Source organism: Roseburia sp. 499 (assembly GCF_001940225.2).
Lineage (GTDB): Bacteria > Bacillota > Clostridia > Lachnospirales > Lachnospiraceae > Petralouisia.
In genome coordinates this window covers 1,763,468-1,785,116 of the sequence record NZ_CP135164.1, presented here as the reverse complement: position 1 = coordinate 1,785,116, position 21,649 = coordinate 1,763,468, and the positions used below count along the sequence as shown (strand labels likewise).

General features: G+C 36.8%; 27 protein-coding genes. 24 read left to right on the top strand and 3 right to left on the bottom strand.

The annotated features are described in order from the left end of the window. Positions 1 to 8 precede the first annotated feature (8 nt). Together BIV20_RS08910 and thiI are read left to right on the top strand one after the other, a co-directional pair. The gene (locus BIV20_RS08910) at positions 9 to 1,163 is read left to right on the top strand and encodes a cysteine desulfurase family protein (RefSeq protein ID WP_075720199.1); all 1,155 of its coding nucleotides are present in this window, start codon (positions 9 to 11) and stop codon (positions 1,161 to 1,163) included. Positions 1,164 to 1,175: 12 nt separating this feature from the next. Continuing rightward, entirely contained in the window at positions 1,176 to 2,360 is a 1,185-nt protein-coding gene (gene thiI / locus BIV20_RS08905) for a tRNA uracil 4-sulfurtransferase ThiI (protein ID WP_075720197.1), read from the top strand. A 67-nt stretch (positions 2,361 to 2,427) separates the two neighbouring features. Here thiI and BIV20_RS08900 read toward each other — a convergent pair whose 3' ends face one another. Then, positions 2,428 to 2,664 (bottom strand): HPr family phosphocarrier protein, encoded by a 237-nt coding sequence (locus tag BIV20_RS08900; protein ID WP_075720194.1) that lies wholly within the window; start codon positions 2,662 to 2,664, stop codon positions 2,428 to 2,430. Positions 2,665 to 2,834: 170 nt separating this feature from the next. Here BIV20_RS08900 and mtaB point away from each other — a divergent pair, with 170 nt between their 5' ends. From mtaB to BIV20_RS08810, 18 genes are all read left to right on the top strand, one after another. After that, positions 2,835 to 4,136 (top strand): tRNA (N(6)-L-threonylcarbamoyladenosine(37)-C(2))-methylthiotransferase MtaB, encoded by a 1,302-nt coding sequence (gene mtaB, locus BIV20_RS08895; protein WP_075720192.1) that lies wholly within the window; start codon positions 2,835 to 2,837, stop codon positions 4,134 to 4,136. A gap of 91 nt (positions 4,137 to 4,227) precedes the next feature. Beyond that, a complete protein-coding gene (locus BIV20_RS08890; RefSeq protein ID WP_075720190.1) occupies positions 4,228 to 4,491 on the top strand; it encodes an IreB family regulatory phosphoprotein in 264 nt (87 codons plus the stop codon). A 10-nt stretch (positions 4,492 to 4,501) separates the two neighbouring features. Beyond that, a complete protein-coding gene (gene ruvX / locus BIV20_RS08885) occupies positions 4,502 to 4,933 on the top strand; it encodes a Holliday junction resolvase RuvX (protein WP_075720188.1) in 432 nt (143 codons plus the stop codon). A gap of 18 nt (positions 4,934 to 4,951) precedes the next feature. Beyond that, complete coding sequence (locus BIV20_RS08880; RefSeq protein ID WP_075720186.1) at positions 4,952 to 5,212, top strand: DUF1292 domain-containing protein; 261 nt, start codon at positions 4,952 to 4,954, stop codon at positions 5,210 to 5,212. 28 nt (positions 5,213 to 5,240) lie between these two features. After that, on the top strand, positions 5,241 to 5,699 hold the full coding sequence (locus BIV20_RS08875) for a Fur family transcriptional regulator (RefSeq protein WP_075720184.1): 459 nt from the start codon (positions 5,241 to 5,243) through the stop codon (positions 5,697 to 5,699). Position 5,700: 1 nt separating this feature from the next. Further along, a complete protein-coding gene (locus tag BIV20_RS08870) occupies positions 5,701 to 7,404 on the top strand; it encodes a ribonuclease J (RefSeq protein WP_075720182.1) in 1,704 nt (567 codons plus the stop codon). A 2-nt stretch (positions 7,405 to 7,406) separates the two neighbouring features. Beyond that, a complete protein-coding gene (locus tag BIV20_RS08865; protein WP_083655155.1) occupies positions 7,407 to 7,739 on the top strand; it encodes a YlbF family regulator in 333 nt (110 codons plus the stop codon). Positions 7,740 to 7,770: 31 nt separating this feature from the next. Next, a complete protein-coding gene (locus BIV20_RS08860) occupies positions 7,771 to 8,154 on the top strand; it encodes an endolytic transglycosylase MltG (RefSeq protein ID WP_075720180.1) in 384 nt (127 codons plus the stop codon). Further along, positions 8,151 to 8,807 carry an O-methyltransferase gene (locus BIV20_RS08855; protein ID WP_075720178.1) on the top strand — a complete coding sequence of 219 codons (657 nt, stop codon included), beginning with the start codon at positions 8,151 to 8,153 and terminating at the stop codon, positions 8,805 to 8,807. Before BIV20_RS08860 ends, BIV20_RS08855 begins: the two co-directional genes overlap by 4 nt. After that, complete coding sequence (locus BIV20_RS08850) at positions 8,804 to 10,036, top strand: peptidase U32 family protein (RefSeq protein WP_075720176.1); 1,233 nt, start codon at positions 8,804 to 8,806, stop codon at positions 10,034 to 10,036. Before BIV20_RS08855 ends, BIV20_RS08850 begins: the two co-directional genes overlap by 4 nt. Before the next feature lie 4 nt (positions 10,037 to 10,040). Beyond that, on the top strand, positions 10,041 to 11,096 hold the full coding sequence (locus BIV20_RS08845) for a lactonase family protein (RefSeq protein WP_075720174.1): 1,056 nt from the start codon (positions 10,041 to 10,043) through the stop codon (positions 11,094 to 11,096). A gap of 33 nt (positions 11,097 to 11,129) precedes the next feature. Further along, complete coding sequence (locus BIV20_RS08840; protein WP_075720172.1) at positions 11,130 to 11,408, top strand: hypothetical protein; 279 nt, start codon at positions 11,130 to 11,132, stop codon at positions 11,406 to 11,408. A 248-nt stretch (positions 11,409 to 11,656) separates the two neighbouring features. Continuing rightward, positions 11,657 to 11,944, top strand: coding sequence for a hypothetical protein (locus BIV20_RS08835; protein WP_075720168.1), 288 nt, complete (start codon positions 11,657 to 11,659; stop codon positions 11,942 to 11,944). Positions 11,945 to 11,961: 17 nt separating this feature from the next. Next, positions 11,962 to 12,234: a DUF5344 family protein gene (locus BIV20_RS08830; protein WP_075720166.1), complete on the top strand. Its 273-nt coding sequence runs from the start codon at positions 11,962 to 11,964 to the stop codon at positions 12,232 to 12,234. Positions 12,235 to 12,249: 15 nt separating this feature from the next. Beyond that, positions 12,250 to 13,791: a hypothetical protein gene (locus BIV20_RS08825; protein WP_075720164.1), complete on the top strand. Its 1,542-nt coding sequence runs from the start codon at positions 12,250 to 12,252 to the stop codon at positions 13,789 to 13,791. Between the two features lie 22 nt (positions 13,792 to 13,813). Beyond that, complete coding sequence (locus tag BIV20_RS08820) at positions 13,814 to 14,413, top strand: hypothetical protein (RefSeq protein ID WP_075720162.1); 600 nt, start codon at positions 13,814 to 13,816, stop codon at positions 14,411 to 14,413. A gap of 145 nt (positions 14,414 to 14,558) precedes the next feature. Then, positions 14,559 to 15,185 (top strand): hypothetical protein, encoded by a 627-nt coding sequence (locus BIV20_RS08815; protein WP_075720160.1) that lies wholly within the window; start codon positions 14,559 to 14,561, stop codon positions 15,183 to 15,185. A gap of 23 nt (positions 15,186 to 15,208) precedes the next feature. Continuing rightward, entirely contained in the window at positions 15,209 to 16,297 is a 1,089-nt protein-coding gene (locus BIV20_RS08810) for a hypothetical protein (RefSeq protein ID WP_075720158.1), read from the top strand. 63 nt (positions 16,298 to 16,360) lie between these two features. Here the strand turns inward: BIV20_RS08810 and aroC are convergent, their stop codons facing one another. Further along, entirely contained in the window at positions 16,361 to 17,479 is a 1,119-nt protein-coding gene (gene aroC, locus BIV20_RS08805; protein ID WP_075720156.1) for a chorismate synthase, read from the bottom strand. Between the two features lie 151 nt (positions 17,480 to 17,630). On the opposite strand from aroC, the gene tgt reads away from it, so the two are divergent. From tgt to BIV20_RS08790, 3 genes are all read left to right on the top strand, one after another. Next, positions 17,631 to 18,770: a tRNA guanosine(34) transglycosylase Tgt gene (gene tgt / locus BIV20_RS08800; protein ID WP_075720154.1), complete on the top strand. Its 1,140-nt coding sequence runs from the start codon at positions 17,631 to 17,633 to the stop codon at positions 18,768 to 18,770. An 86-nt stretch (positions 18,771 to 18,856) separates the two neighbouring features. Then, a complete protein-coding gene (gene yajC / locus BIV20_RS08795) occupies positions 18,857 to 19,168 on the top strand; it encodes a preprotein translocase subunit YajC (RefSeq protein WP_075720152.1) in 312 nt (103 codons plus the stop codon). Positions 19,169 to 19,310: 142 nt separating this feature from the next. Next, on the top strand, positions 19,311 to 20,573 hold the full coding sequence (locus BIV20_RS08790) for a diguanylate cyclase (protein WP_075720150.1): 1,263 nt from the start codon (positions 19,311 to 19,313) through the stop codon (positions 20,571 to 20,573). Positions 20,574 to 20,628: 55 nt separating this feature from the next. On the opposite strand, the gene BIV20_RS08785 is transcribed toward BIV20_RS08790, so the two are convergent. Then, positions 20,629 to 20,868, bottom strand: coding sequence for a hypothetical protein (locus tag BIV20_RS08785; protein WP_075720148.1), 240 nt, complete (start codon positions 20,866 to 20,868; stop codon positions 20,629 to 20,631). Between the two features lie 129 nt (positions 20,869 to 20,997). Here BIV20_RS08785 and BIV20_RS08780 point away from each other — a divergent pair, with 129 nt between their 5' ends. Beyond that, on the top strand, positions 20,998 to 21,642 hold the full coding sequence (locus tag BIV20_RS08780; RefSeq protein ID WP_075720146.1) for a vitamin B12 dependent-methionine synthase activation domain-containing protein: 645 nt from the start codon (positions 20,998 to 21,000) through the stop codon (positions 21,640 to 21,642). The last annotated feature ends 7 nt before the right edge of the window (positions 21,643 to 21,649 follow it).

Sequence of the window (21,649 nt, the reverse complement as noted above, 5' to 3'; positions counted from 1 at the left end):
TGAATAGAATGGAAGCATATTTTGATAATTCGGCAACGACGAAATGTTCTGCAAAAGCAGCAGAACTTATGATGAAGGTGCTGACAGAGGATTATGGGAATCCTTCTTCGCTACATTTAAAGGGAGTGGAAGCAGAGGATTATATCAAAGAGGCACGAAGCCGGATATGTAAAACCATGAAAATCAATGATTCTGAGTTGATTTTTACTTCTGGTGGGACAGAGTCTGATAATATGGCAATTATCGGAGCTGCTATGGCAAACAAACGTAATGGAATGCATCTGATTACTACGAAAATAGAACATGCGGCAGTGGGAAGTCCTATGAAGTTCTTAGAAGAACAGGGATTTTCTGTGACGTATCTGGATGTAGATGAAAATGGATTGATTTCCCTTGAGGAGTTAGAACAGGCAATTACACCGGAAACTATATTGGTATCTATTATGTATGTGAATAACGAGATCGGAGCGGTAGAGCCAATTGAAGAAGCAGCAAAGATTATAAAAGCAAAGAATCCAAATACGTTATTTCATGTAGATGCAATACAGGCATATGGAAAATATCAGATTTATCCCAAACGAATGGAAATTGATATGATGTCAGTCAGCAGTCATAAGATTCATGGTCCGAAAGGTGTTGGCTTTTTGTATGTGAAGGAAAAAACAAAAATTAAACCAATTATTTACGGAGGCGGACATCAAAAAGGAATGCGTTCCGGAACAGAGAATGTACCTGGGGTAGCAGGAATGGGACAGGCAGTAGCCGAGGCATATGAGAAGTTTGAAGAGAAACGGGAACACCTCTACAAGTTAAAAGAAGCTTTTTTAGAGGGAATCCAAAATTTTGAATGGGCACATGTGAACGGAAAGACTGGAAGAGACAGTGCACCGCATATTGTGAGTGTAAGTTTTGATAATGTTCGTAGCGAAGTGTTGCTTCATGCATTGGAAGATAGAAATATTTTTGTTTCTGCGGGAAGTGCATGTTCTTCTAATAAGCCGGCAGTCAGTGCGACTTTGCAGGCAATTAAAGTGAAAAAGGAATATTTAGATTCTACAGTGCGGTTTAGTTTTTGTTCGGAAAATACATTGGAAGAGATCAATTACTGTCTGGCGGTATTGGAGGAAATCGTACCGGTACTGCGAAGATACACACGTCATTAGAAAGGAAAAAGTATGTTTAAAGCGTTTTTAATTAAGTACGGAGAAATTGGAATTAAAGGGAAGAACCGTCATCTTTTCGAAGATGCATTGGTACATCAGATAAAATATGCCTTGAAGCCGGTAGAGGGCGAGTTTTTGATTACAAAAGAGCAGGGGCGTATTTATATTGAGACCTTGAGTGATTATGACTACGAGGAGACCATGGAGAGCTTACAGCGGGTATTTGGTATTGTAGGAATCTGTCCGGTGGTTCAGGTAGAAGATGAAGGATTTGAGAAGTTAACACAAGATGTAATTGATTATCTGAATAAACGTTATCCGGATAAAAAGAAGACATTTAAGGTGAATGCCAGAAGAGCCAGAAAAAATTATCCGATGACTTCTATGGAACTGAATGCAGCATTGGGAGAGAAGATTTTAGAAGCATTTCCTGAAATGACAGTAGATGTACACAATCCGGATATTATGTTAAATATTGAGATTCGTAAACAGATTAACATTTATTCCGAAATTATTCCGGGACCTGGTGGAATGCCGGTAGGTACCAACGGAAAGGGAATGTTATTATTGTCCGGAGGAATAGACAGTCCGGTAGCTGGTTATATGATTGCAAAACGTGGAGTAAAGATTGATGCCGTATATTTCCATGCACCGCCATATACCAGTGAACGTGCAAAACAAAAGGTTGTAGATTTGGCAAAAATTGTAGCAAGATATACAGGTCCAATTCATTTGAAAGTAGTAAACTTCACAGACATTCAGCTCTATATTTATGAGAAATGTCCGCACGATGAATTGACGATTATTATGCGTCGATATATGATGAAAATTGCAGAGCATTTTGCACGAGAAACAGGTTCCTTGGGATTGATTACAGGAGAGAGTATCGGTCAGGTGGCAAGTCAGACCATGCAATCTTTAGCTGCAACGAATGAAGTATGCACCATGCCGGTATATCGTCCACTAATTGGATTTGATAAGCAGGAAATTATAGAGGTATCCGAAAAGATAGGAACCTATGAGACATCTATTTTACCTTTTGAAGATTGCTGTACGATTTTTGTAGCAAAGCATCCGGTAACAAAGCCAAATATTAATATTATCAAACGTTCTGAAACGAAACTTTCAGAGAAAATTGATGAGATGATGAAAGAAGCGATAGAAACGGCAGAGACCATTGTGGTAGAAGCAGAGTAATTAAGAAAAGGGTCATCACGCTAAGCAGATATCTGCCTTAGGTGATAACCCTAATCGAACATGAAATTTAAACCATGTAAGGTTTTAAAATCTCTAAAATTTCATCCATGTTTGCCTGAGAATCAGCATGAATTGCTAAATCGATTGGCTTGGATAAATCTAAACTGAAGATACCCATAATGGATTTTGCATCAATGACATATCTTCCGGAAATTAAATCAAAATCAGTTTCAAACTGAGTGATTGCGTTTACGAAAGATTTTACCTTGTCAATGGAGTTTAAAGAAATCTGTACTGTTTTCATGTAAAAGCCTCCTTCATTATAATTGTATTTATATTTGAAAAAATATCAAATATTTTCTTTATAGTATCGTCTTTTGAGTGAAAAGTCAATAGCACCATAACCAATTTGAGGAGAGAAAACAGGCAATTTTTTCGGCAGATTGACCTTAAAAAGAAAAGGAATTGAGAAATATGAGAAAAGCAGCATTACACAACCTTGGATGTAAGGTAAATGCGTATGAAACAGAAAGTATGCAACAATTGCTGGAGGCAGCGGGATACGAGATTGTACCTTTTGACCAGAAGGCAGATGTATATGTGATTAATACTTGTTCGGTAACTAATATTGCGGATCGTAAGTCCAGACAGATGCTTCATCGGGCAAAAAAGTTGAATCCGGATAGTGTGGTGGTGGCAGCAGGATGCTATGTTCAGACTTCAAGAGAACAGGCAGAAGCGGATGAAGCCATCGATATTTTGATTGGAAATAATAAAAAACATGAATTACCGGAATTACTAGAGCAGTTTTTCAGGGAGAAACAGGGAAAAAGAACAGAAGTCGAGGATATTGCAAAGGATAAGACCTATGAAACATTAAGTTTAAGCAGGACAGCAGAGCATACCAGAGCTTTTATTAAGGTGCAGGATGGATGTAATCAGTTTTGCAGCTATTGTATTATTCCTTATGCAAGAGGTAGAGTTAGAAGCCGGGAATTAACGGATGTTTTAAAGGAAGTAGAAACGTTAGCAAAGAATGGATATCGGGAAGTGGTGCTGACAGGAATTCATTTAAGTTCCTATGGTGTTGATATCAATGAAAATCTTCTGCATTTGATACAGGAGGTTCATGAGATAGAGGGAATAGAAAGAATTCGGTTAGGGTCTCTGGAACCAAAAATTGTAACGGAAGAATTTGCAAAAAGCTTATCAGAACTACCAAAAGTATGTCCACATTTTCATCTGTCTTTGCAAAGCGGCTGTGATGCTACTTTAAAACGTATGAACCGTAAGTATACTTGTGAAGAATATGCACAGGGCTGTGCCCTTTTGCGTAAGTATTTTGAGCATCCGGCAATTACCACAGATGTGATAGTAGGATTTCCGGGAGAGACAGAAGCGGAATTTGAAACTACCAGAAAATTTTTAAAAGAAATTGAATTTTTTGAAATTCATATCTTTAAATATTCTGTGCGTAAGGGAACAAAAGCGGCAGAAATGAAAGACCAGGTTCCGGAAGAAATAAAGACCAGAAGAAGTGATATTTTATTTGAAGATTTGGAACCTATGAATCGTGAATTTCTGGAGTGGCATATTGGAAAAGAAGCAGAAGTGTTAATGGAAGAAAAAGTGACCTTCAGTGGAAAAGAATATTTTTTGGGACATACAAAAGAGTATGTAAAAATAGCAGTACCATACACAGAAAACCTAGAAAATAAGCTGGTAACAGGAAAGGTAAAAGGTATGCTGAAAGAGCATATATTATTGATGGAATAAAAAACAGATTGAATTTCCAGAGTATTTATATTAAAATAGATAAAAGGAATGTTTTTTAGAACGAAAGAGCAACAAATAAGGGCGTGAAATTATGCAGGATAAGAATAATACACAATATTTTAAAGTGGAAAAAGAGCAGCAGATAAAGGTTGATGATGTGCTGGAAATCGTATATAGTGCGTTAAAGGAAAAGGGATATAATCCCGTGAATCAGATTGTTGGATATATTATGTCCGGTGATCCAACGTACATTACCAGCCACAAGAATGCCAGAAGTCTTATTATGAAAGTGGAAAGAGACGAATTGGTAGAAGAGATTCTGCGGCGATATATTAAGAGTAATTCCTGGGAATAGGAGGAAACATATGCGAATTATGGGACTGGACTTTGGTTCCAAGACAGTAGGGGTCGCAGTAAGCGATGCCTTATTGGTAACTGCCCAGGGAGTGGAGATTATTGGTCGAAAGTCACCGGGAAAACTACGTCAAACTCTTGCAAGAATACAGGAGTTGGTGGATGAGTATCAGGTGGACAAAATTGTACTTGGATTTCCCAAAAACATGAACAATACGGAAGGGGAACGTTGTGAAAAGACCCTTGAATTTAAAGAAATGTTAGAGAAGCGCTGTGGTTTGGAGGTCATTTTATGGGATGAACGTCTTACTACTGTTGCAGCGGATCGTGCCATGATGGAAGGCGGAATACGCCGAGAAAACAGGAAACAGTATGTAGATAAGTTGGCGGCTGTATTTATTTTACAGGGGTATCTGGATTCACTGGCATTTCAAAAGGAATAATCTGGAAGGAATGAAAATATGGAAAAAGTGACATTTCGCGCTCCCGATAGTGAGGAGAGCGTAGAATTTTATGTAGTAGAGCAGACGAAAATCAATGGAATGGATTATCTGTTGGTATCGGTAGAAGAGGATGGGGATTCTGATGCGTTTATTTTGAAGGATGTATCACAGGAAAATGAAGAAGAATCCGTGTATGAAATGGTAGAATCTGAGGAAGAATTGGAATATATGTCCAAGATTTTTGCAGAAATTCTAGAAGATGTAGATATAACATTATAGGCGAATTTTACAGGAAGGTGTTTTAAGAATGCTTCAGGATGATTTTAAACAGATATTAAAGGAAAAAGGGCTGAAAATTACGAAACAGAGAATACTAGTATTAGAAGCTCTTGCGTCTTGTGAGGATAAACATCTGACTGCGGAAGAAATATATGAAATAGTAAAAGCCGATTTCCCGGAAATCGGATTGGCGACTGTTTACAGAACCATACAGTTGTTAGTAGAACTTGACTTGGTGGAAAGTATTCAATTAGGTGATGGTTATGTGCGTTATGAAATTGGAAAGTTGAATGGAGAAGAGGCACATCACCACCATCATTTAATATGCTTAGAGTGTGGGAAGATTATCTCTTTTCGGGATGACCTGTTAGATGAATTAGAGGCGCGGATAATGGAATCAGCCTCTTTTCAGGTCACCAACCATGAAGTAAAGCTTTACGGCTATTGTAAAGAATGTCTGAGGAAGAGACAGGAGAGCCAGTCATAAGATGCAGGGTGTTGGCAACTTGTGGAGGTGCAATTTGAAGAAACAACAAACAAACAATTCAAAATTAAAAATCATTCCTTTAGGTGGATTAGAACAGATTGGAATGAATATTACTGCCTTTGAATATGAGGACAGTATTATTGTGGTAGATTGCGGTCTGTCATTCCCGGAAGACGATATGTTAGGAATTGACTTAGTTATTCCGGATGTAACTTATTTGAAAAATAATATTGATAAAGTAAAGGGATTTTTTATTACCCATGGTCATGAAGACCATATTGGAGCAATTCCTTATGTACTAAAAGATATTAACGTACCGATTTATGCAACAAAGCTTACTATTGGTATTATTGAAAACAAACTGCGTGAGCATAATATGTTGACAAAGGTAAAGCGCAAAGTAGTAAAATACGGACAGCACATTAATTTGGGATGTTTCCGAGTAGAATTTATTAAGACAAATCACAGTATTCAGGATGCTGCAGCACTTGCAATTTATTCACCGGCAGGAATTGTTGTTCATACCGGAGACTTTAAAGTAGATTATACACCGGTATTTGGTGATTCCATTGATTTGCAGAGATTTGGTGAAATTGGAAAGAAGGGTGTACTTGCATTGATGTGTGACAGTACCAATGCAGAGCGTCCGGGATTTACAAATTCCGAACGTACGGTAGGAAAGACCTTTGATAATATTTTTGCGGATCATCCACATACCAGAATTATTATCGCAACCTTTGCTTCTAATGTGGATCGTGTACAGCAGATTATCAACTCTGCATACAAATATGGCAGAAAGGTAGTCGTTGAAGGACGCAGTATGGTAAATATCATCAATACGGCAACAGAGTTGGGATATTTACAGATACCGGAAAATACACTAATTGATATCGAACAGTTAAAAGATTATCCGGATGAACAGACGGTACTCATCACGACAGGAAGTCAGGGAGAGTCTATGGCAGCATTGTCACGTATGGCATCCAATCTTCATAAAAAGGTAACGATTAAGCCGGGAGATACTATTATTTTTAGTTCTAATCCAATTCCGGGAAATGAAAAGGCAGTATCTAATGTAATCAATGAATTATTTATGAAAGGTGCAGAAGTAATCTTTCAGGATGCACATGTATCCGGACATGCCTGCCAAGAGGAAATCAAGTTGATTTATTCTCTGGTAAAACCGAAATATGCCATTCCGGTTCATGGAGAATATAAGCATTTAACAGCACAGGCAAAGGTTGCAGAAGAATTGGGAATCAACAAGGATAATATTTTTATTCTTTCTTCCGGAGATGTGCTGGAGTTAGATGAAGAGGGAGCTGCTATTACCGGTCAGGTTCCGGTAGGAGATATTTTGGTAGATGGACTTGGTGTTGGCGATGTAGGAAATATCGTATTACGAGATCGTCAGCATCTGGCAGAGGATGGAATCATTATTGTAGTTATGACATTGGAATCAGGAAGCGGTCAAGTATTGGCAGGACCGGATATTGTAAGTCGTGGTTTTGTCTATGTAAGAGGATCGGAAAGCCTTATGGATGAGGCAAAACAGGTATTAGAAGATACCATGGAATACTGCATGGAAAAAAATATTACAGATTGGGGAAAAATTAAGACTTCAATCAAAGATGATTTAGGTGAGTTTGTCTGGAAGAAGACAAAAAGAAGACCAATGATTATGCCGATTATTATGGAAGTGTAGGGATGTGTATGTATCGGGTAGATGAATGTATCGGACTTTTGGTGGATGCGCTGAAAGAAAGCCCGGAGTATCAGAAATATCAAGAAATGCGCGCCAGGATTCATATGGATCCGGAAAAGGAACGTCAGGTGAATGAGTTTCGTAAAAGAACTTATTTATTACAAAATAGCAGAGAGCAGATTGACCTGTTTACGGAAATTGACCGTTTACAGGAAGAATCTGCACCTTTGCGGGCACAGCCTGATGTGAGTGAATATCTTGCAGCGGAATTAGCACTATGCCGTATGTTCCAGCATATTAATTACCGTTTGATGCAGGAAATTGATTTCGACTAAGGAAAAGAATGATCCGGGAGGGCGAGATATTATGAAAAGTGGTAGAACAGCATTACAGTTGCTGGGAATTATTTTAAGCACGTTGCTGATGGTTTTGGTTATATTTGTAGTGATTCAGCTGGCAACAGTAGCATATGATCTTGGCTATCGGGTATTTACAGAACCGGCGATGGAAAGTGCTCCGGGAAGAGATGTTATGGTAGAAGTAGAACAGAATATGTCTGCCTGGGACTTAGGAATTGAGATGGAAGAAAAGGGACTGGTTGATAACCATATGCTTTTTACAATACAGCTTAAGTTATCTTCTTATGCGAAGGAGATTAAATCGGGATTATACACCTTAAATACGTCTATGACTGCAAAAGAGATGATGCAAGTGATGGCGAAGGAAGAAATCGAGGAAACTGACGAATGATAGTAGAAGAACGTCTGATTACCTATATCAATTCTCTGGATAATGGGAATACAGAAATTTTAGACAAAATAGAAAATGAGGCACGCAAAAATTATGTGCCCATCATACGCAAGGAAACACAGAATTTATTGAAACTCCTGCTTGCCATGAACTGCCCGAAACGTATCTTAGAGGTGGGAACGGCAGTAGGATTTTCTGCATTGTTGATGGAGGAATACAATCCGGTGGAGTGTCGGATTACTACCATTGAAAATTATGAAAAAAGAATTCCAATAGCAAAGGAAAACTTTTTGCACGCAGGAAAGCAGAATGTGATAGAATTATTAGAAGGGGATGCTGCAGAGATTTTGAAAACACTGCAGGAGCCTTATGATTTTATTTTTATGGATGCAGCAAAAGGACAATACATCAATTTTTTGCCGGAAGTGATGCGGTTGTTAAATAAAGGCGGAATTTTGGTGTCTGATAATGTATTGCAAGATGGGGATATCATAGAGTCCAGATTTGCAGTTACCAGAAGAGACCGTACTATTCATAAAAGAATGCGGGATTATCTTTATGAGATTACCCATATGAAAGAACTGGTTACTTCTGTATTGCCGGTCGGTGATGGAGTGACTATTAGTGTGAAAAAGGAAGGAAATGAAGTATGAGAAAGCCAGAATTGCTTGTTCCGGCAAGCAGTCTTGAAGTATTAAAAATTGCAGTTGTTTTTGGAGCAGATGCTGTTTATATCGGCGGAGAAGTTTTTGGGCTTCGTGCCAAGGCAAAGAACTTTTCAAAAGAAGATATGGCAGAAGGAATTGCATTTGCTCATGAACATGGTGTGAAAGTTTATGTGACTGCAAATATTCTTGCACATAATTATGATTTGGATGGTGTAAGAGAATATTTTAAAGAGTTAAAAGAGATTGGACCGGATGCATTGATTATTTCTGATCCGGGAATCTTTACGATAGCAAAGGAAATCTGTCCTGAGATAGAAATACATATTTCTACTCAAGCGAATAATACCAATTATGGAACCTATCAGTTTTGGTATGGACAAGGTGCAAAGCGTGTGGTTTCTGCAAGAGAATTGTCTTTGGCAGAAATCAAAGAAATCCGGCAGAATATTCCGGAGGATATGGAAATAGAGACATTTATTCATGGAGCAATGTGTATTTCTTATTCCGGAAGATGCTTACTCAGCAATTATTTTACCGGAAGAGATGCGAATCAGGGAGCATGTACCCATCCGTGTCGCTGGAAATATGCAGTCGTAGAAGAGAAAAGACCGGGAGAATATTTACCGGTGTATGAAAATGAACGGGGAACTTACATTTTTAACTCCAAGGACTTGTGCATGATTGAGCATATTCCGGAAATGATAGACGCAGGGATTGATAGTTTTAAAATAGAAGGTAGAATGAAGACTGCACTTTATGTTGCGACAGTAGCGAGAACTTATCGAAAGGCAATTGATGATTATTTGGAATCAGAAGAAAAATACCGTCAGAATATGCCATGGTATTTAGACCAGATTTCTAACTGTACGTATCGGCAGTTTACAACCGGATTCTTTTTTGGAAAGCCAAGTGAAGAGTCACAGATATATGATAGTAACACTTATGTGAAAGAATATACTTATCTTGGAATTGTGGGAGAGCAGAATGCTCAGGGATTTTACAGAATTGAGCAGAGAAATAAATTCTCTGTGGGGGAAGAAATTGAAGTAATGAAGCCAAATGGGGATAATATCCTTGTTACTGTAAAAGCAATACAGGACGAAGATGGAAACCCAATGGAATCAGCACCTCATCCAAAGCAGGTGTTGTATATTGACCTAGGTCAAAGCTTAGAAAAGTTTGATATCTTACGCAGACAGGAGAAGGAGGAATAGTAGGATGAGTAAGGAGAAGTATGTAGCTTATGTGGGAACTTATACGCATGGAAACAGTGTTGGGATTCATATCTATGATGTAGATGTGGAAAAAGGGAAGATGGAAGAAAGAAAGGTAGTACCAATTAACAATCCATCCCATTTGACAGTATCGGCAGATGGAAAGTTTTTATATTCGATTGCGGACGAAGGTGTAGCATCATTTAAGATTTTACCGGATGGAGATTTAGAACCAATTAACGATAAATGGATTGGCGGTATGCGTGGATGTTATGTAGAGGTAGATAAAGAAAATCGTTATCTATTTGTTGGTGGTTATCACGATGGTCGTGTTACAATGATGAATCTTGAGGAAGACGGAAGCATCGGTGAGATTGCAGACGGTATCTTCCATACCGGAATGGGAAGAAGCATAGCAGAGCGCAATTATAGTCCTCATGTAAATTGTGTAAAGCTTACCCCCGATGAAAAGTATTTGTGTGCCGTAGATGGCGGTTTAGATCAGGTGAAGATTTACAAGATTGACAGTCAGAGTGGAAAAATGAAAATAGCGGATATTTTACGTGAACATATGGACTCTGCTCCAAGAATGATTCGTTTTGCAAAAGATGGAAAGTTTGCTTATGTATTATGTGAAGAAAGCAATGCAGTAGATGTATATCGTTATGAATGTACAGAGGCTGGCCCTCAGTTTGAAGAGATTCAGTCAATTCCTACGGTAGATGCGAAGGAAAAGGCAAATTGTGGAGCATCAGATATTGAAATAACAGAAGATGGAAAGTATTTGTTCTGCTCTAATGCAGGAGTAAATACAGTTATTATTTACAGTATTGATGAAAAGACAGGAATGTTAGAAGAGGTCTGTGATTCTATGATTAGTGGAAGTTATCCGAAGACGATTGCGGTGTTGCCGGATAACAAGCATTTTGTAAGTCTAAATCATGATACCAATACGATTACAACTTTTGGGGTAGATTATAAGAAGAAATGCTTTTTGATGTCAGAAAAGCCGATTTCTATTGATCAGCCGAATTGTATTCGTGTTCATAAATTAGGGTAAAATTATTAGAGAAAATAAAAATCATAAAGAGCTATGAACATTACAGAAGACAACAAGAGTGTACATGATGGTGGGGTGTTCATAGCTTTTTTTGAAGGAAGGGAGCATAAATTTGTTATGTCGCGACAGAAAATAATAAATAAAATTCATGAACAGGAAAATGATATTGAGTTTTATTACGCAGAGATAAATAAATGCGAGAAAAAAATTGAAGAATTAGAAATGTTAAGAGGCAAATACACATCTTTTCAATCAAATTTTTTCGAAAGTATTCAAAGGAGAAAGGCAAGATTAGAAAACATTACATTCTGAATCTGCCAAGATTGCAAATAGATATTATAGTGGAATGAGTCAGCTTTTACAGGGAATAGATTTAGGAAACGCATATGATGGACTTGACAGAGCTAAAACTGCTATATGGAATAAAATACTAGAGCTAGATAATTATATTGAAACGAACAAGGGGAAAATTGTTTCCGCTAATAACAGAATTTGTTCTTTAAGAGAAGAACTAAGAAAATTAGATAGAGAGGAACACAGAAATGTGAGGGGGTAATAGGATGGGATATAAGAAGATTGCAATTGATGATAATTATATTGTTGAAATGTCAAAATATTTTGATGGGATGTCAGAAGAACTAGAGAAAATGTATGGAGCCTATCTTGGTATAATGAGGGAAATTATTGAAGATGGTATATGTTCAGGAAGAACTTCATTAGCAATTGGGGCATTTATTGGGTGTGCCGAGAAAATGCAGCAAGCATTTCAGGAAACTGGTGAATTAGCGAAGAATGCATCTTTGGAATATTTAGACCAAATCGATGAAAAAGATAATTTTTTGTTTTAGATGGAAAGGGGTATGGTATGGCAGAGATAAATGTAAATATTAAAAAAATGGAGAGTTACATTTCTAGCATTAATTTAATGAAATCATGTTGGAGTAAAAAAGCAAGACCTTCTGCGGAGGGAGCAGGAAGAACTGTTGAAGAAATGGAATTATTGGCGGGTGCTTATGAAGAACTATATGATTCTATGATTGTACTTGTAGAAAATACAGTAAGTTATTTTGAAAATGTTATTAATTCATTTCAGCAGACAGATAATAAAAATTCTACTATGGTGGAGAGGTTACAGTAAAGGGGAAGGGAATCTATGAGAGAATTTTCAGATGAAGCAAGAGATAAATTATATGCTATTATTGATGATATAAATGACAAGCAGTGGTGTGGATTTACAGATTGGATGGGCGATAGATGGAGTACATTCCAAGAATGGATAGGAGTACTTGGAATAGAAGAGTATGGTAGTAATGTAGATAAATATCATGGGATTATTGTAGATAAAAATAACACATCAAAAAGTGAGATAGATAAAATATACACGGACGTTGAAAATGTTGATATATCTTACAAAACTACATTTGAGCAATTGGTAGAAACTGTAAATGGACAGAAAGTATTTATTGACAGTTTAGCAGAAGCAATTAATCCATCAAAAGGTATTGCTTCTGCTAATGTGGCATTAATAAATTTATCTAATTTAGCTGAAGAACCTAACCTCAATTTGATTTATAGTTACGTTGAACGGATTCGAAATGGAAATGGGGACGGAGATTATGACTATGATTACATACGAGAAATCATGGAGATGGACCCGGATGAGGTTTCGGATTATATGTATGCAGCACTAATTATTGTATTTAAGGAAATGGATGATGAACAGAAAGCAAAATTTGTAGAAAATTCTTATTTTTGTACAGAGGAGTTTTGGGCTGATCCAAGTGGAAATGGTACAGGAACATTTGAATATCGGATTAGTGATGTGTTTCAGCAAATGGTAGGATGGTATGGTAGTGCTTTGGAAGCAAATATTACATCAAACATTTTATATGATAAAAGCAATCCTAATTATGAAATTGCGATAGAAAATTTATTAGCCTATAATACATTGTGTGTTTTTGCTATAGATTATCAATCTATATATGTGCCAGGTATGAATGCGATATTCAATTCTGATAATATAACAGATTTGGATATTAAGATTGAGACAGTACAAACAGATCCAGTAAGAACGGATTATAAAATAACAGTTGGTGGTTCGAACAGTCCATATAGTGAGATGGCAATACCGATGTCTAGTACAGGAGAAACAGTTGTAAACGTTTACGAATATCGTTCTAATTTGGAACGTTTACTTGATGAAAGCGTTATCAGAACATTAGAAACAATGAAAAGTGATATAGGTGAGAATATTGCTTCAAGTGCATTTGATGGTGTGACTGGTGTAGTTTTAGGATTTGTTGATATTGGAAAAACTGGAGGAACTGCGTTGACAATTTCACAGGGATTTATGGATGGAATTCAATCGTATGTGGAAGTAGTAAAAATGAATTCTAAAGTTGAAGGAATGCAAGAAACGCTTTCAATTGGAAATATTCTATCTGTAATAGGTGCGGGTGGAACTATGTATATGGATTCAGAAGGAAATTACCAGATAACATCGTTAATGATTGATCCAGAAATATTGAGAAGTAATCTGAATGCATATAATCAGAAACATGAAAATTTTGAAATTTCTTATGAAGAGCTTTATAAAGCATTTGAAAATAAAAATTTTGAAATTTTAGGAGATGACTTTAATGCATTTGTAGAATGGTGTGGAGATGAAGCAAGTGCGGCCAAAAATTACAATTAATTGTTTGAGGAGAATTTGATATATGAAAATTATAAGGAAAATGAGGATTGTATTAATAATAATTGTTGGGATGATTTTGTTATTAGGCGGGGGATATATTTATAATAATTGTAAGCAAGAAAGAGAGACAGAAAGTGAGGAGAAGAGAAAAATAGAGTATATTAAATGCCTAAAAAAACTCGGAGTATATAGTGAAGATGGAAGTAATTTAGGTATTGATAATGTGTTATTTCAAGCAAAAGAAGTAAATGGAATGTATGTACGAGAAGGACATTTGCAAGTATGGTTAAGAACACTGTATTTGATAAAGGATGTTGATCTGACAATAGACGATATATATAGTTTGTATGAGCAAGAAAATCAAGAGATTCAAAAGAAATTTGATCTTCTTATGGAATATTTTTATGATGGGGCCTCAGAGTATGTTGGAGATTATATTAAAGAGATTAACAATGCTTATAATGCTTATTTAGAGATGAATGGCGAAAAATATAATGCTAAAGAAAGTAATCAATTAACTATTGAGGATTGTATAAGCTTAGAGGGGTGGATATTAGAAAATCCAGATTCAGGAAAGTATCCAAGTTTATTAAAATGGTATGAACTGAGAGAGGAACAATAATGCAGTATGTTGCGATATAATATAGTTGTAGCATTTTAAACGAATAAGATATTATAGTGGCTCAGTTGTCAAGATAAAAATCTAAGATTTTTGCCTTGGCAACTGAGCCACTATATAAAGAGAAAAATAAGGAGAGTATATTTGCATGAAATCGAAAAATAAGTCAAGATATTTTATACAAATAATTTTGGGAATGATTGTAATTTTAATATTAGTAGGATGCATTTACCCAAAATACAAAAATTATAGAGAAAAAAAAGAACAAGAAGAGCAGATAGAAAGAGAGGAGGAGAGGAAACAGGAGTATATTAATTTATTAAAAAAGTTTGGTGTATATACGAAATCGGGAAGACATTCAGGAGTATATATTTTGGATAAAGCTCAAAAAGTAGATGATTACTATATTCGCGAAGGGTATTTAAAAGTATTTTTAAGAACAATGTATTTGGTTGGGTATTCGGAAGATGAAGTTACAGTAGAGGAAATTTATAGTTTATATGAGAAAGAAAGTCCTGAAATACGCGAAAAGTTTGAATGTTTGAAAAAATATTATAAAGAGGGAGGAACAGAGTGTACACAGGATTATATAGATGAAATAAATGCGGCATATGATACTTATTTTGAAAAATACGGTGAGAAGTATAATGGGAAAGAAAGCTATGAATTGACAGCTGAGGATTATATAGGATTGGAAAAATGGATATTGGAAAATTCAGATGCAGAGAAATATCCCAATATTTTAAGGTGGCATGAGTCAAAGAAAGAAAATTAGAAAAATAAGGAGAGCGCAAATAAATGAAGCGTAAAAAATGGATACTAATAGCATTACTGATAATTATTGGAATTACTAGTACAATATTATATACTCATTACAAAATAGAGAAAAAAAATATAGAAAAGAATACAGTTAGACTACCAGAAGGAACTGGAATAGACTTGGATGAAGCATGTGTAGGATGGATGGAGGTAGCATATACAGAAGAGCGGTTAGAAAAGAAGTATCTTGAAAAAGTTCAGACCATCTGTATCAAAAGTCTAGATGAAAGTAATTATAAAGAAATTGCAGAATTAATAAAAAAGATGGATAATTTAAAAGTAATTGAATTGGAATTTTGTGAGGAATATACTATAGATATGGAATATATTTCGGAATTGGGGCTGGAAAAGAGAAAGATAAGTGTAAATATTCTAGGGTATGATGGCAGAAGTCTTCAGAATCTTGCTAATATAAAAGAAATAGAACAGTTAGATATATATGTAGATGGGAACAGTACGATTGCTTGTAATTACTTGGCGAATGTGAAAAAATTGCGTGTGACACGAGGAAAAATCACGGAAGAAAGTGGCATTGATACAATGAAAAGTCTGGAGTGGATATATTTGGCAGAGACTACAATTGAAGGATTCGGAGATTGTTTTGGATTGAATCTTATTACCAAAATCAGTATGTTTTCTGTGGAAGGAGAAGATTTTATAGGAATTGCTAATATACCAAATGAGTTTGAACTTTATATGGAGGGCGGCAATATTAGCCAGATGGCTTGGGAGAGTCTGGAAATGGCTAAAATAAAGGAATTATCTATAAATAGTATGAAGTTAGAAAGTTTTGAATTTGCCAAGAAAATCGAATGCCTAAAGAGTTTGATTTATAAATATGGAAGGGAGTATGTAGATATTTCTGCATTACAACAGTTGGAAAAAATTTGTCTTTCTTCCAAAACGATAGGTCAGCAAGAGGCAGATATGCTGAGTCAATTATCAAATATAAAAAGTATATCATTGGAGGGAGAGTGTGAGATTCAGGATTACAGTGGATTACAGAAATTGCCATATCTAGAAGAATTTTATATCAATGAGGAAAAAGTGAATATTAATTCTAAGTAAGAGTTAGAAGCAAAAAAGAAACGGGAATGCACATTAAGTATAGCCATTCCCGTTTAGTCTTATTTAATACAATTTCTCCAACGATTCTATCTTACTTCCCATATTGCAGAGTAATGCATCTACAATGGTCAATGCTGCCATAGCTTCTACGACAACCACAGCTCGGGGGACGATAATTGGGTCGTGTCTGCCATGAATGGAAATATCAATTTCTTCCCCGGATTTATTTACGGTTTTCTGTGTAGCGGCAATGGAAGGAGTAGGCTTTATAGCTGCCCGGAAAATTACAGGAGCTCCATTGCTCATTCCCCCAAGGATTCCACCGGCATGGTTGGTGGCAGTAGCAACCTTTCCATCCTGCATACAAAATGCATCATTATTTTCCAGTCCGGTAGAAGCAGCAACAGCAAAACCATCTCCGATTTCAAAGCCTTTGACTGCACCAATAGAGAAAATAGCTTTTGCAAGGTTTGCATCTAGTTTTTCAAAAACAGGATCACCTAGTCCGGCAGGAACTCCGGTAATGATACATTCAATGATACCTCCGGCAGAATTGTGCTGTATCATACATTCCTCTAAAAAGTTCTGTGCTTTTTCAGAAGCCTCTGATTCTGGCATATAGAGTGGATTAGAGAGAATCATTTGCTGAGTTGCCTTAATATTATTAAGCAATTCGTTCGCAGTCTTAGAAATCGATACCGGTCCGATAGAGCGTGAGTAGGTAATAAAGGAAATACCAAGCTGTTCTAAAATCTTAGCAGCAACAGCTCCGGCAGCTACACGTCCAATGGTTTCACGCCCGGAAGAACGTCCGCCACCGCGGTAATCTCGAAAACCGTACTTCATATCAAAGGTATAGTCTGCATGTCCCGGACGATAATAGGTAGCAATATCTCCATAATCCTTAGAACGCTGATTTTCATTAAAGACTACAAGACTGATAGGGGTACCGGTTGTTTTTCCTTCAAATACTCCGGAAAGAATCTGTACCGCGTCATCCTCTTTTCTTGGAGTAGAAAATCTGGACTGTCCCGGTTTTCTGCGATTTAAAAATTTTTGTATATCGTCTTCACAAAGAGAAAGTCCGGCAGGGCATCCGTCGATGACAACACCGATGCCTTTCCCGTGGGATTCTCCCCATGTGGTGATTTTAAATTGTGTTCCAAATGTTGAACCTGCCATAGAAACCTCCTGTATAATTGGATTCATAAAAATACATACTTATCTCATTATAATAAACATGGAGGAAAAAGAAAAGTATTTTGTTGAGAAACGGGGAGAATTTTGATATAATCAGTTGCAGTGAGTAATAAATTGTGAGAAAGGAACCAATATGTATAAATTATTAAAACAGGAAGGAAGAGCAAAGCGCGGTGAATTTCATACAGTGCATGGTGTGATTCAGACTCCGGTATTTATGAATGTGGGAACCGTAGCGGCTATAAAGGGAGCAGTATCCACGCAGGATTTGCAACAGATAAAGACGCAGGTAGAATTATCAAATACCTATCATCTTCATGTAAGACCGGGAGATGAGAAAATCAAGGCAATGGGTGGTCTCCATAAGTTCATGGTATGGGACAAGCCTATTTTAACGGATTCCGGCGGATTTCAGGTATTTTCCTTGGCAGGACTTCGAAAAATTAAGGAAGAAGGCGTGTATTTTAATTCTCATATTGATGGACGTAAGATATTTATGGGACCGGAAGAAAGTATGCAGATTCAGTCCAATCTTGCATCTACCATAGCAATGGCGTTTGATGAATGTCCATCCAGTGTGGCAGAGCGTTCTTATGTAGAGGCATCTGTAGCACGGACCACACGTTGGCTGGAACGATGCAAAAAAGAGATGGCAAGATTGAATAGTCTGGAAGACACAATTAATAAGAAACAGATGCTGTTTGGTATCAATCAAGGAGCTATTTTTGATGATATTCGTATTGATCATGCAAAGCGTATTTCTGAATTGGATTTAGATGGATATGCATTAGGTGGATTAGCAGTAGGAGAATCCCATGAAGAAATGTATCATGTTTTGGATGTAACGGTTCCTTATTTGCCGGTAGATAAGCCGACTTATCTCATGGGAGTTGGTACACCGGCGAATATTTTAGAGGCGGTAGAACGTGGAGTGGATTTCTTCGATTGCGTATATCCAAGCAGAAATGGACGTCATGGTCATGTGTATACCAATCATGGAAAGTTGAATCTGTTCAATCAGAAGTATGAGTTGGACACAAGACCGATTGAAGAAGGATGCCAGTGTCCTACATGTCAGCATTACAGCAGAGCATATATCCGTCATTTGCTAAAGGCAAAAGAAATGCTTGGAATGCGTTTATGTGTGCTTCATAATCTGTATTTTTATAATAATATGATGGAAGAAATACGAGATGCATTGGATGAAGGAAGATTCCATTCCTATAAAGAAGAGAAACTTTACCAGATGAAACAGGGCGAAAATATAAAATAAGTATAAAATATTAGAAAATGACTTGCCCTAATATTACATTTTGTGTAAAATGAAATAAGTTTATGATAGATACAGGAGGAAGAAAAATGTCTATTTTAGCAACAGCAAGTAGTACAGCAGGTATTGGAATGTCCATTTTATGGATTGTAATTATGTTTGTGGCATTGTATTTTATGATGATTCGTCCACAGCAGAAGGAAACAAAGAAAAAGAATGCTATGTTAGCGGATTTGGCAGTAGGTGATACTGTATTGACTACCAGTGGATTTTATGGAATGGTGATTGATATCAATGATGATACAGTTATTGTAGAATTTGGTAACAACAAGAATTGCCGTATTCCAATGCAGAAGGCAGCAATCTCCATGGTTGAGAAGCCGGAAGATGCAACTGAATAAGAAGTGAAATTTAGAGAGTCCGCAAAATGCGGACTCTTTTTATATAGGAAATTGCGTTAATTGCGTTGCAATCCCCAATCTTGCATCTGAATATGAAAAGTGATAGGATAAAAGTGTCAAATACATAAGAGAAGGTAGAGCTATGAAGAAGAAAAGTATACGATTTTCATTGAATCGGCTGGTGATATTATCGATAGTATCTCTTGGAATTGTGATACTTACAGTATCCATTCCAATTATTTATAGAGCAATTGTTTCTGAGACAGAAGAGGGACTTAAGAATTTGGCACATGCGTTGTTAGAACAGTGTAATGTCACCGGCGAAGGAGATTATAGTATAGAAGGAGATGTATTGTGTAAGGGTGGAGTTGCTTTCGGAGAAGATAATTGTATTGTAGATAATGTAAAAGAAGTTTCCGGAATAGATGCAACTATTTTCTGGGAAGATACCAGAATGCTTACCACAATACGGTCAGAGGATGGAGAGAGGGCGCTTGGTACTAAGGCAACAGAAGGAGTTGCAGAGAAGGTATTGAAAGGGGAAGAGTACTTTTCTTCTTATGCCTGGGTGAATGATGCGTATTATTATGGATATTATGTTCCGTTGAAAAATACAGATGATACAGTAATAGGTATGGTATTTGTAGGAAAGAGCAGAGAGAGAGTCTTTGATACAATTTTTCATGTGGTCTGCACTGTAATTTTGGGAGTTTTTATTGTAACAATAGCGACGGTAGCAATTACACTTCGTTATACCAAGGGAATGGTGAATTCCTTAAGTAAAACCAGAGAATTTTTAGAAAAAGTGGCTCGGGGCGATTTGGAATGTCAAATAGATTCAGCGCTTTTGAAGCGACAGGATGAAATTGGAGAAATGGGGAAATTTGCTCAGATGTTGCAAAATTCTATTGTGAGTCTGATTGGAACAGATCCCTTGACCGGTTTATATAACAGGCGTAGTTGTAATGAGGTGTTGGAAACGGCAATACGCGAGTACAGGGAGTATGGAAAGCAGTTTTCAGTAGTTATTGGCGATATTGATAATTTTAAAAATCTCAATGATACTTATGGACATTTGACAGGAGATCAGGTGTTAATAGAGGTTTCTCGCATTTTGCAAAAACATATGAAAGGAAAGGGAAGTGCGTTCCGTTGGGGAGGCGAGGAATTTTTATTAGTCTATAAGGAAGAAAATGCGGTAGGCATGTTAGAAGAATTGTTAGAAGAGATACGGGGGACTTCTATTCATTACGAAGAGCAGATGATACAGGTAACAATGTCCTTTGGTGTTAGTGTGTGCCAAGGAGAGGATACAGCAGAAATACTGATTAAGCAGGCAGATGACAGATTATATTATGGAAAGACACATGGTAAGAATCAGGTAGTATTTCAAGATAAAGAATAAGATGATATAGAAAATTCCTGTGGGAAAAGAGTCTTTTTCCACAGGAATTTTTGGTTTAGGAATTTTTTTCCTTTTCAGCAGTCAACATATCAATTTCTACATCATTAGGCTGCGTCAGTGTACTGTGTGGAAGAAAATCATAGGTATCCAAATAAGAATCTAACTCTGCGCTGGTTTGGGGAGGGCTAGGAACAACTCCGGTACAATCGGTAACAGAAGATGCTTTGGTATAGTCATAATTCCGGGGGGATTCCGGTACAGGGTGTTTTGGTGAGATATTATCTTTTTCATTCATATAAAATAACCTCTTTTTTTGTTAGAATCAATTTGAAATGTACGAGAATAGTATGGATGGAAGGTTTGACTTTTATGCTATGAATCGTTATAATTATGAGAAATGTGTAATAAAAGACAGGAAAGAATAATGAAGGTAGATAGAAAAGAAACACTGCGTTATCTGGGATATCGGGGCAGTCAGCTGGATGAGCAGACAGAGAAAATGATAGAGGAAGTAACAGCGGAACTAGAGCGAGACAGCCTTCCTAAGAGCGTGTATCGCGAATATGATTGCAAAGTAGTTGAAAATCAGGTGAGAATAGGGCAATATACAGTAGTCAGCAATCACCTTGCTAAGAATCTTCAGGGTTGTGAAAGAGCAGTTATTTTAGCAGCAACCATTGGACGAGCAGCCGATTTGATGATTAAAAAATATTCTGTCGTTAATATGGCAAAGGCTACGGTAGTTCAGGCAGCAGGGGCTTCTGCGATAGAAAATTATGTAGATGAAGTAGAGGATGAGATACGAAAAAGTGCAGAAAGTCGTGGATTGTATTTGCGCCCACGATTTAGTCCGGGATACGGAGATTTTCCTTTGGAATGTCAGAAAGATATATTTCAGATGTTGGAATGTAGCAAGCGAATTGGAATTACATTGACAGAAGGGAATCTTATGATGCCCACCAAATCAGTAACAGCAGTGATAGGTCTTACCACAGAAAAGTATCAGTCCTGCCATCAAAAAAATTGTAGTAGATGTGAGAAGACCGATTGTGAGTTTAGGGAGGAATAGAGGAAGC

Coding starts and splice junctions, on each gene's coding strand:
- BIV20_RS08910 (WP_075720199.1), top strand. CDS start 9: ATGGAAGCATATTTTGATAATTCGGCAACGACGAAATGTTCTGCAAAA.
- thiI (WP_075720197.1), top strand. CDS start 1,176: ATGTTTAAAGCGTTTTTAATTAAGTACGGAGAAATTGGAATTAAAGGG.
- BIV20_RS08900 (WP_075720194.1), bottom strand. CDS start 2,664: ATGAAAACAGTACAGATTTCTTTAAACTCCATTGACAAGGTAAAATCT.
- mtaB (WP_075720192.1), top strand. CDS start 2,835: ATGAGAAAAGCAGCATTACACAACCTTGGATGTAAGGTAAATGCGTAT.
- BIV20_RS08890 (WP_075720190.1), top strand. CDS start 4,228: ATGCAGGATAAGAATAATACACAATATTTTAAAGTGGAAAAAGAGCAG.
- ruvX (WP_075720188.1), top strand. CDS start 4,502: ATGCGAATTATGGGACTGGACTTTGGTTCCAAGACAGTAGGGGTCGCA.
- BIV20_RS08880 (WP_075720186.1), top strand. CDS start 4,952: ATGGAAAAAGTGACATTTCGCGCTCCCGATAGTGAGGAGAGCGTAGAA.
- BIV20_RS08875 (WP_075720184.1), top strand. CDS start 5,241: ATGCTTCAGGATGATTTTAAACAGATATTAAAGGAAAAAGGGCTGAAA.
- BIV20_RS08870 (WP_075720182.1), top strand. CDS start 5,701: ATGCAGGGTGTTGGCAACTTGTGGAGGTGCAATTTGAAGAAACAACAA.
- BIV20_RS08865 (WP_083655155.1), top strand. CDS start 7,407: ATGTGTATGTATCGGGTAGATGAATGTATCGGACTTTTGGTGGATGCG.
- BIV20_RS08860 (WP_075720180.1), top strand. CDS start 7,771: ATGAAAAGTGGTAGAACAGCATTACAGTTGCTGGGAATTATTTTAAGC.
- BIV20_RS08855 (WP_075720178.1), top strand. CDS start 8,151: ATGATAGTAGAAGAACGTCTGATTACCTATATCAATTCTCTGGATAAT.
- BIV20_RS08850 (WP_075720176.1), top strand. CDS start 8,804: ATGAGAAAGCCAGAATTGCTTGTTCCGGCAAGCAGTCTTGAAGTATTA.
- BIV20_RS08845 (WP_075720174.1), top strand. CDS start 10,041: ATGAGTAAGGAGAAGTATGTAGCTTATGTGGGAACTTATACGCATGGA.
- BIV20_RS08840 (WP_075720172.1), top strand. CDS start 11,130: ATGAACATTACAGAAGACAACAAGAGTGTACATGATGGTGGGGTGTTC.
- BIV20_RS08835 (WP_075720168.1), top strand. CDS start 11,657: ATGGGATATAAGAAGATTGCAATTGATGATAATTATATTGTTGAAATG.
- BIV20_RS08830 (WP_075720166.1), top strand. CDS start 11,962: ATGGCAGAGATAAATGTAAATATTAAAAAAATGGAGAGTTACATTTCT.
- BIV20_RS08825 (WP_075720164.1), top strand. CDS start 12,250: ATGAGAGAATTTTCAGATGAAGCAAGAGATAAATTATATGCTATTATT.
- BIV20_RS08820 (WP_075720162.1), top strand. CDS start 13,814: ATGAAAATTATAAGGAAAATGAGGATTGTATTAATAATAATTGTTGGG.
- BIV20_RS08815 (WP_075720160.1), top strand. CDS start 14,559: ATGAAATCGAAAAATAAGTCAAGATATTTTATACAAATAATTTTGGGA.
- BIV20_RS08810 (WP_075720158.1), top strand. CDS start 15,209: ATGAAGCGTAAAAAATGGATACTAATAGCATTACTGATAATTATTGGA.
- aroC (WP_075720156.1), bottom strand. CDS start 17,479: ATGGCAGGTTCAACATTTGGAACACAATTTAAAATCACCACATGGGGA.
- tgt (WP_075720154.1), top strand. CDS start 17,631: ATGTATAAATTATTAAAACAGGAAGGAAGAGCAAAGCGCGGTGAATTT.
- yajC (WP_075720152.1), top strand. CDS start 18,857: ATGTCTATTTTAGCAACAGCAAGTAGTACAGCAGGTATTGGAATGTCC.
- BIV20_RS08790 (WP_075720150.1), top strand. CDS start 19,311: ATGAAGAAGAAAAGTATACGATTTTCATTGAATCGGCTGGTGATATTA.
- BIV20_RS08785 (WP_075720148.1), bottom strand. CDS start 20,868: ATGAATGAAAAAGATAATATCTCACCAAAACACCCTGTACCGGAATCC.
- BIV20_RS08780 (WP_075720146.1), top strand. CDS start 20,998: ATGAAGGTAGATAGAAAAGAAACACTGCGTTATCTGGGATATCGGGGC.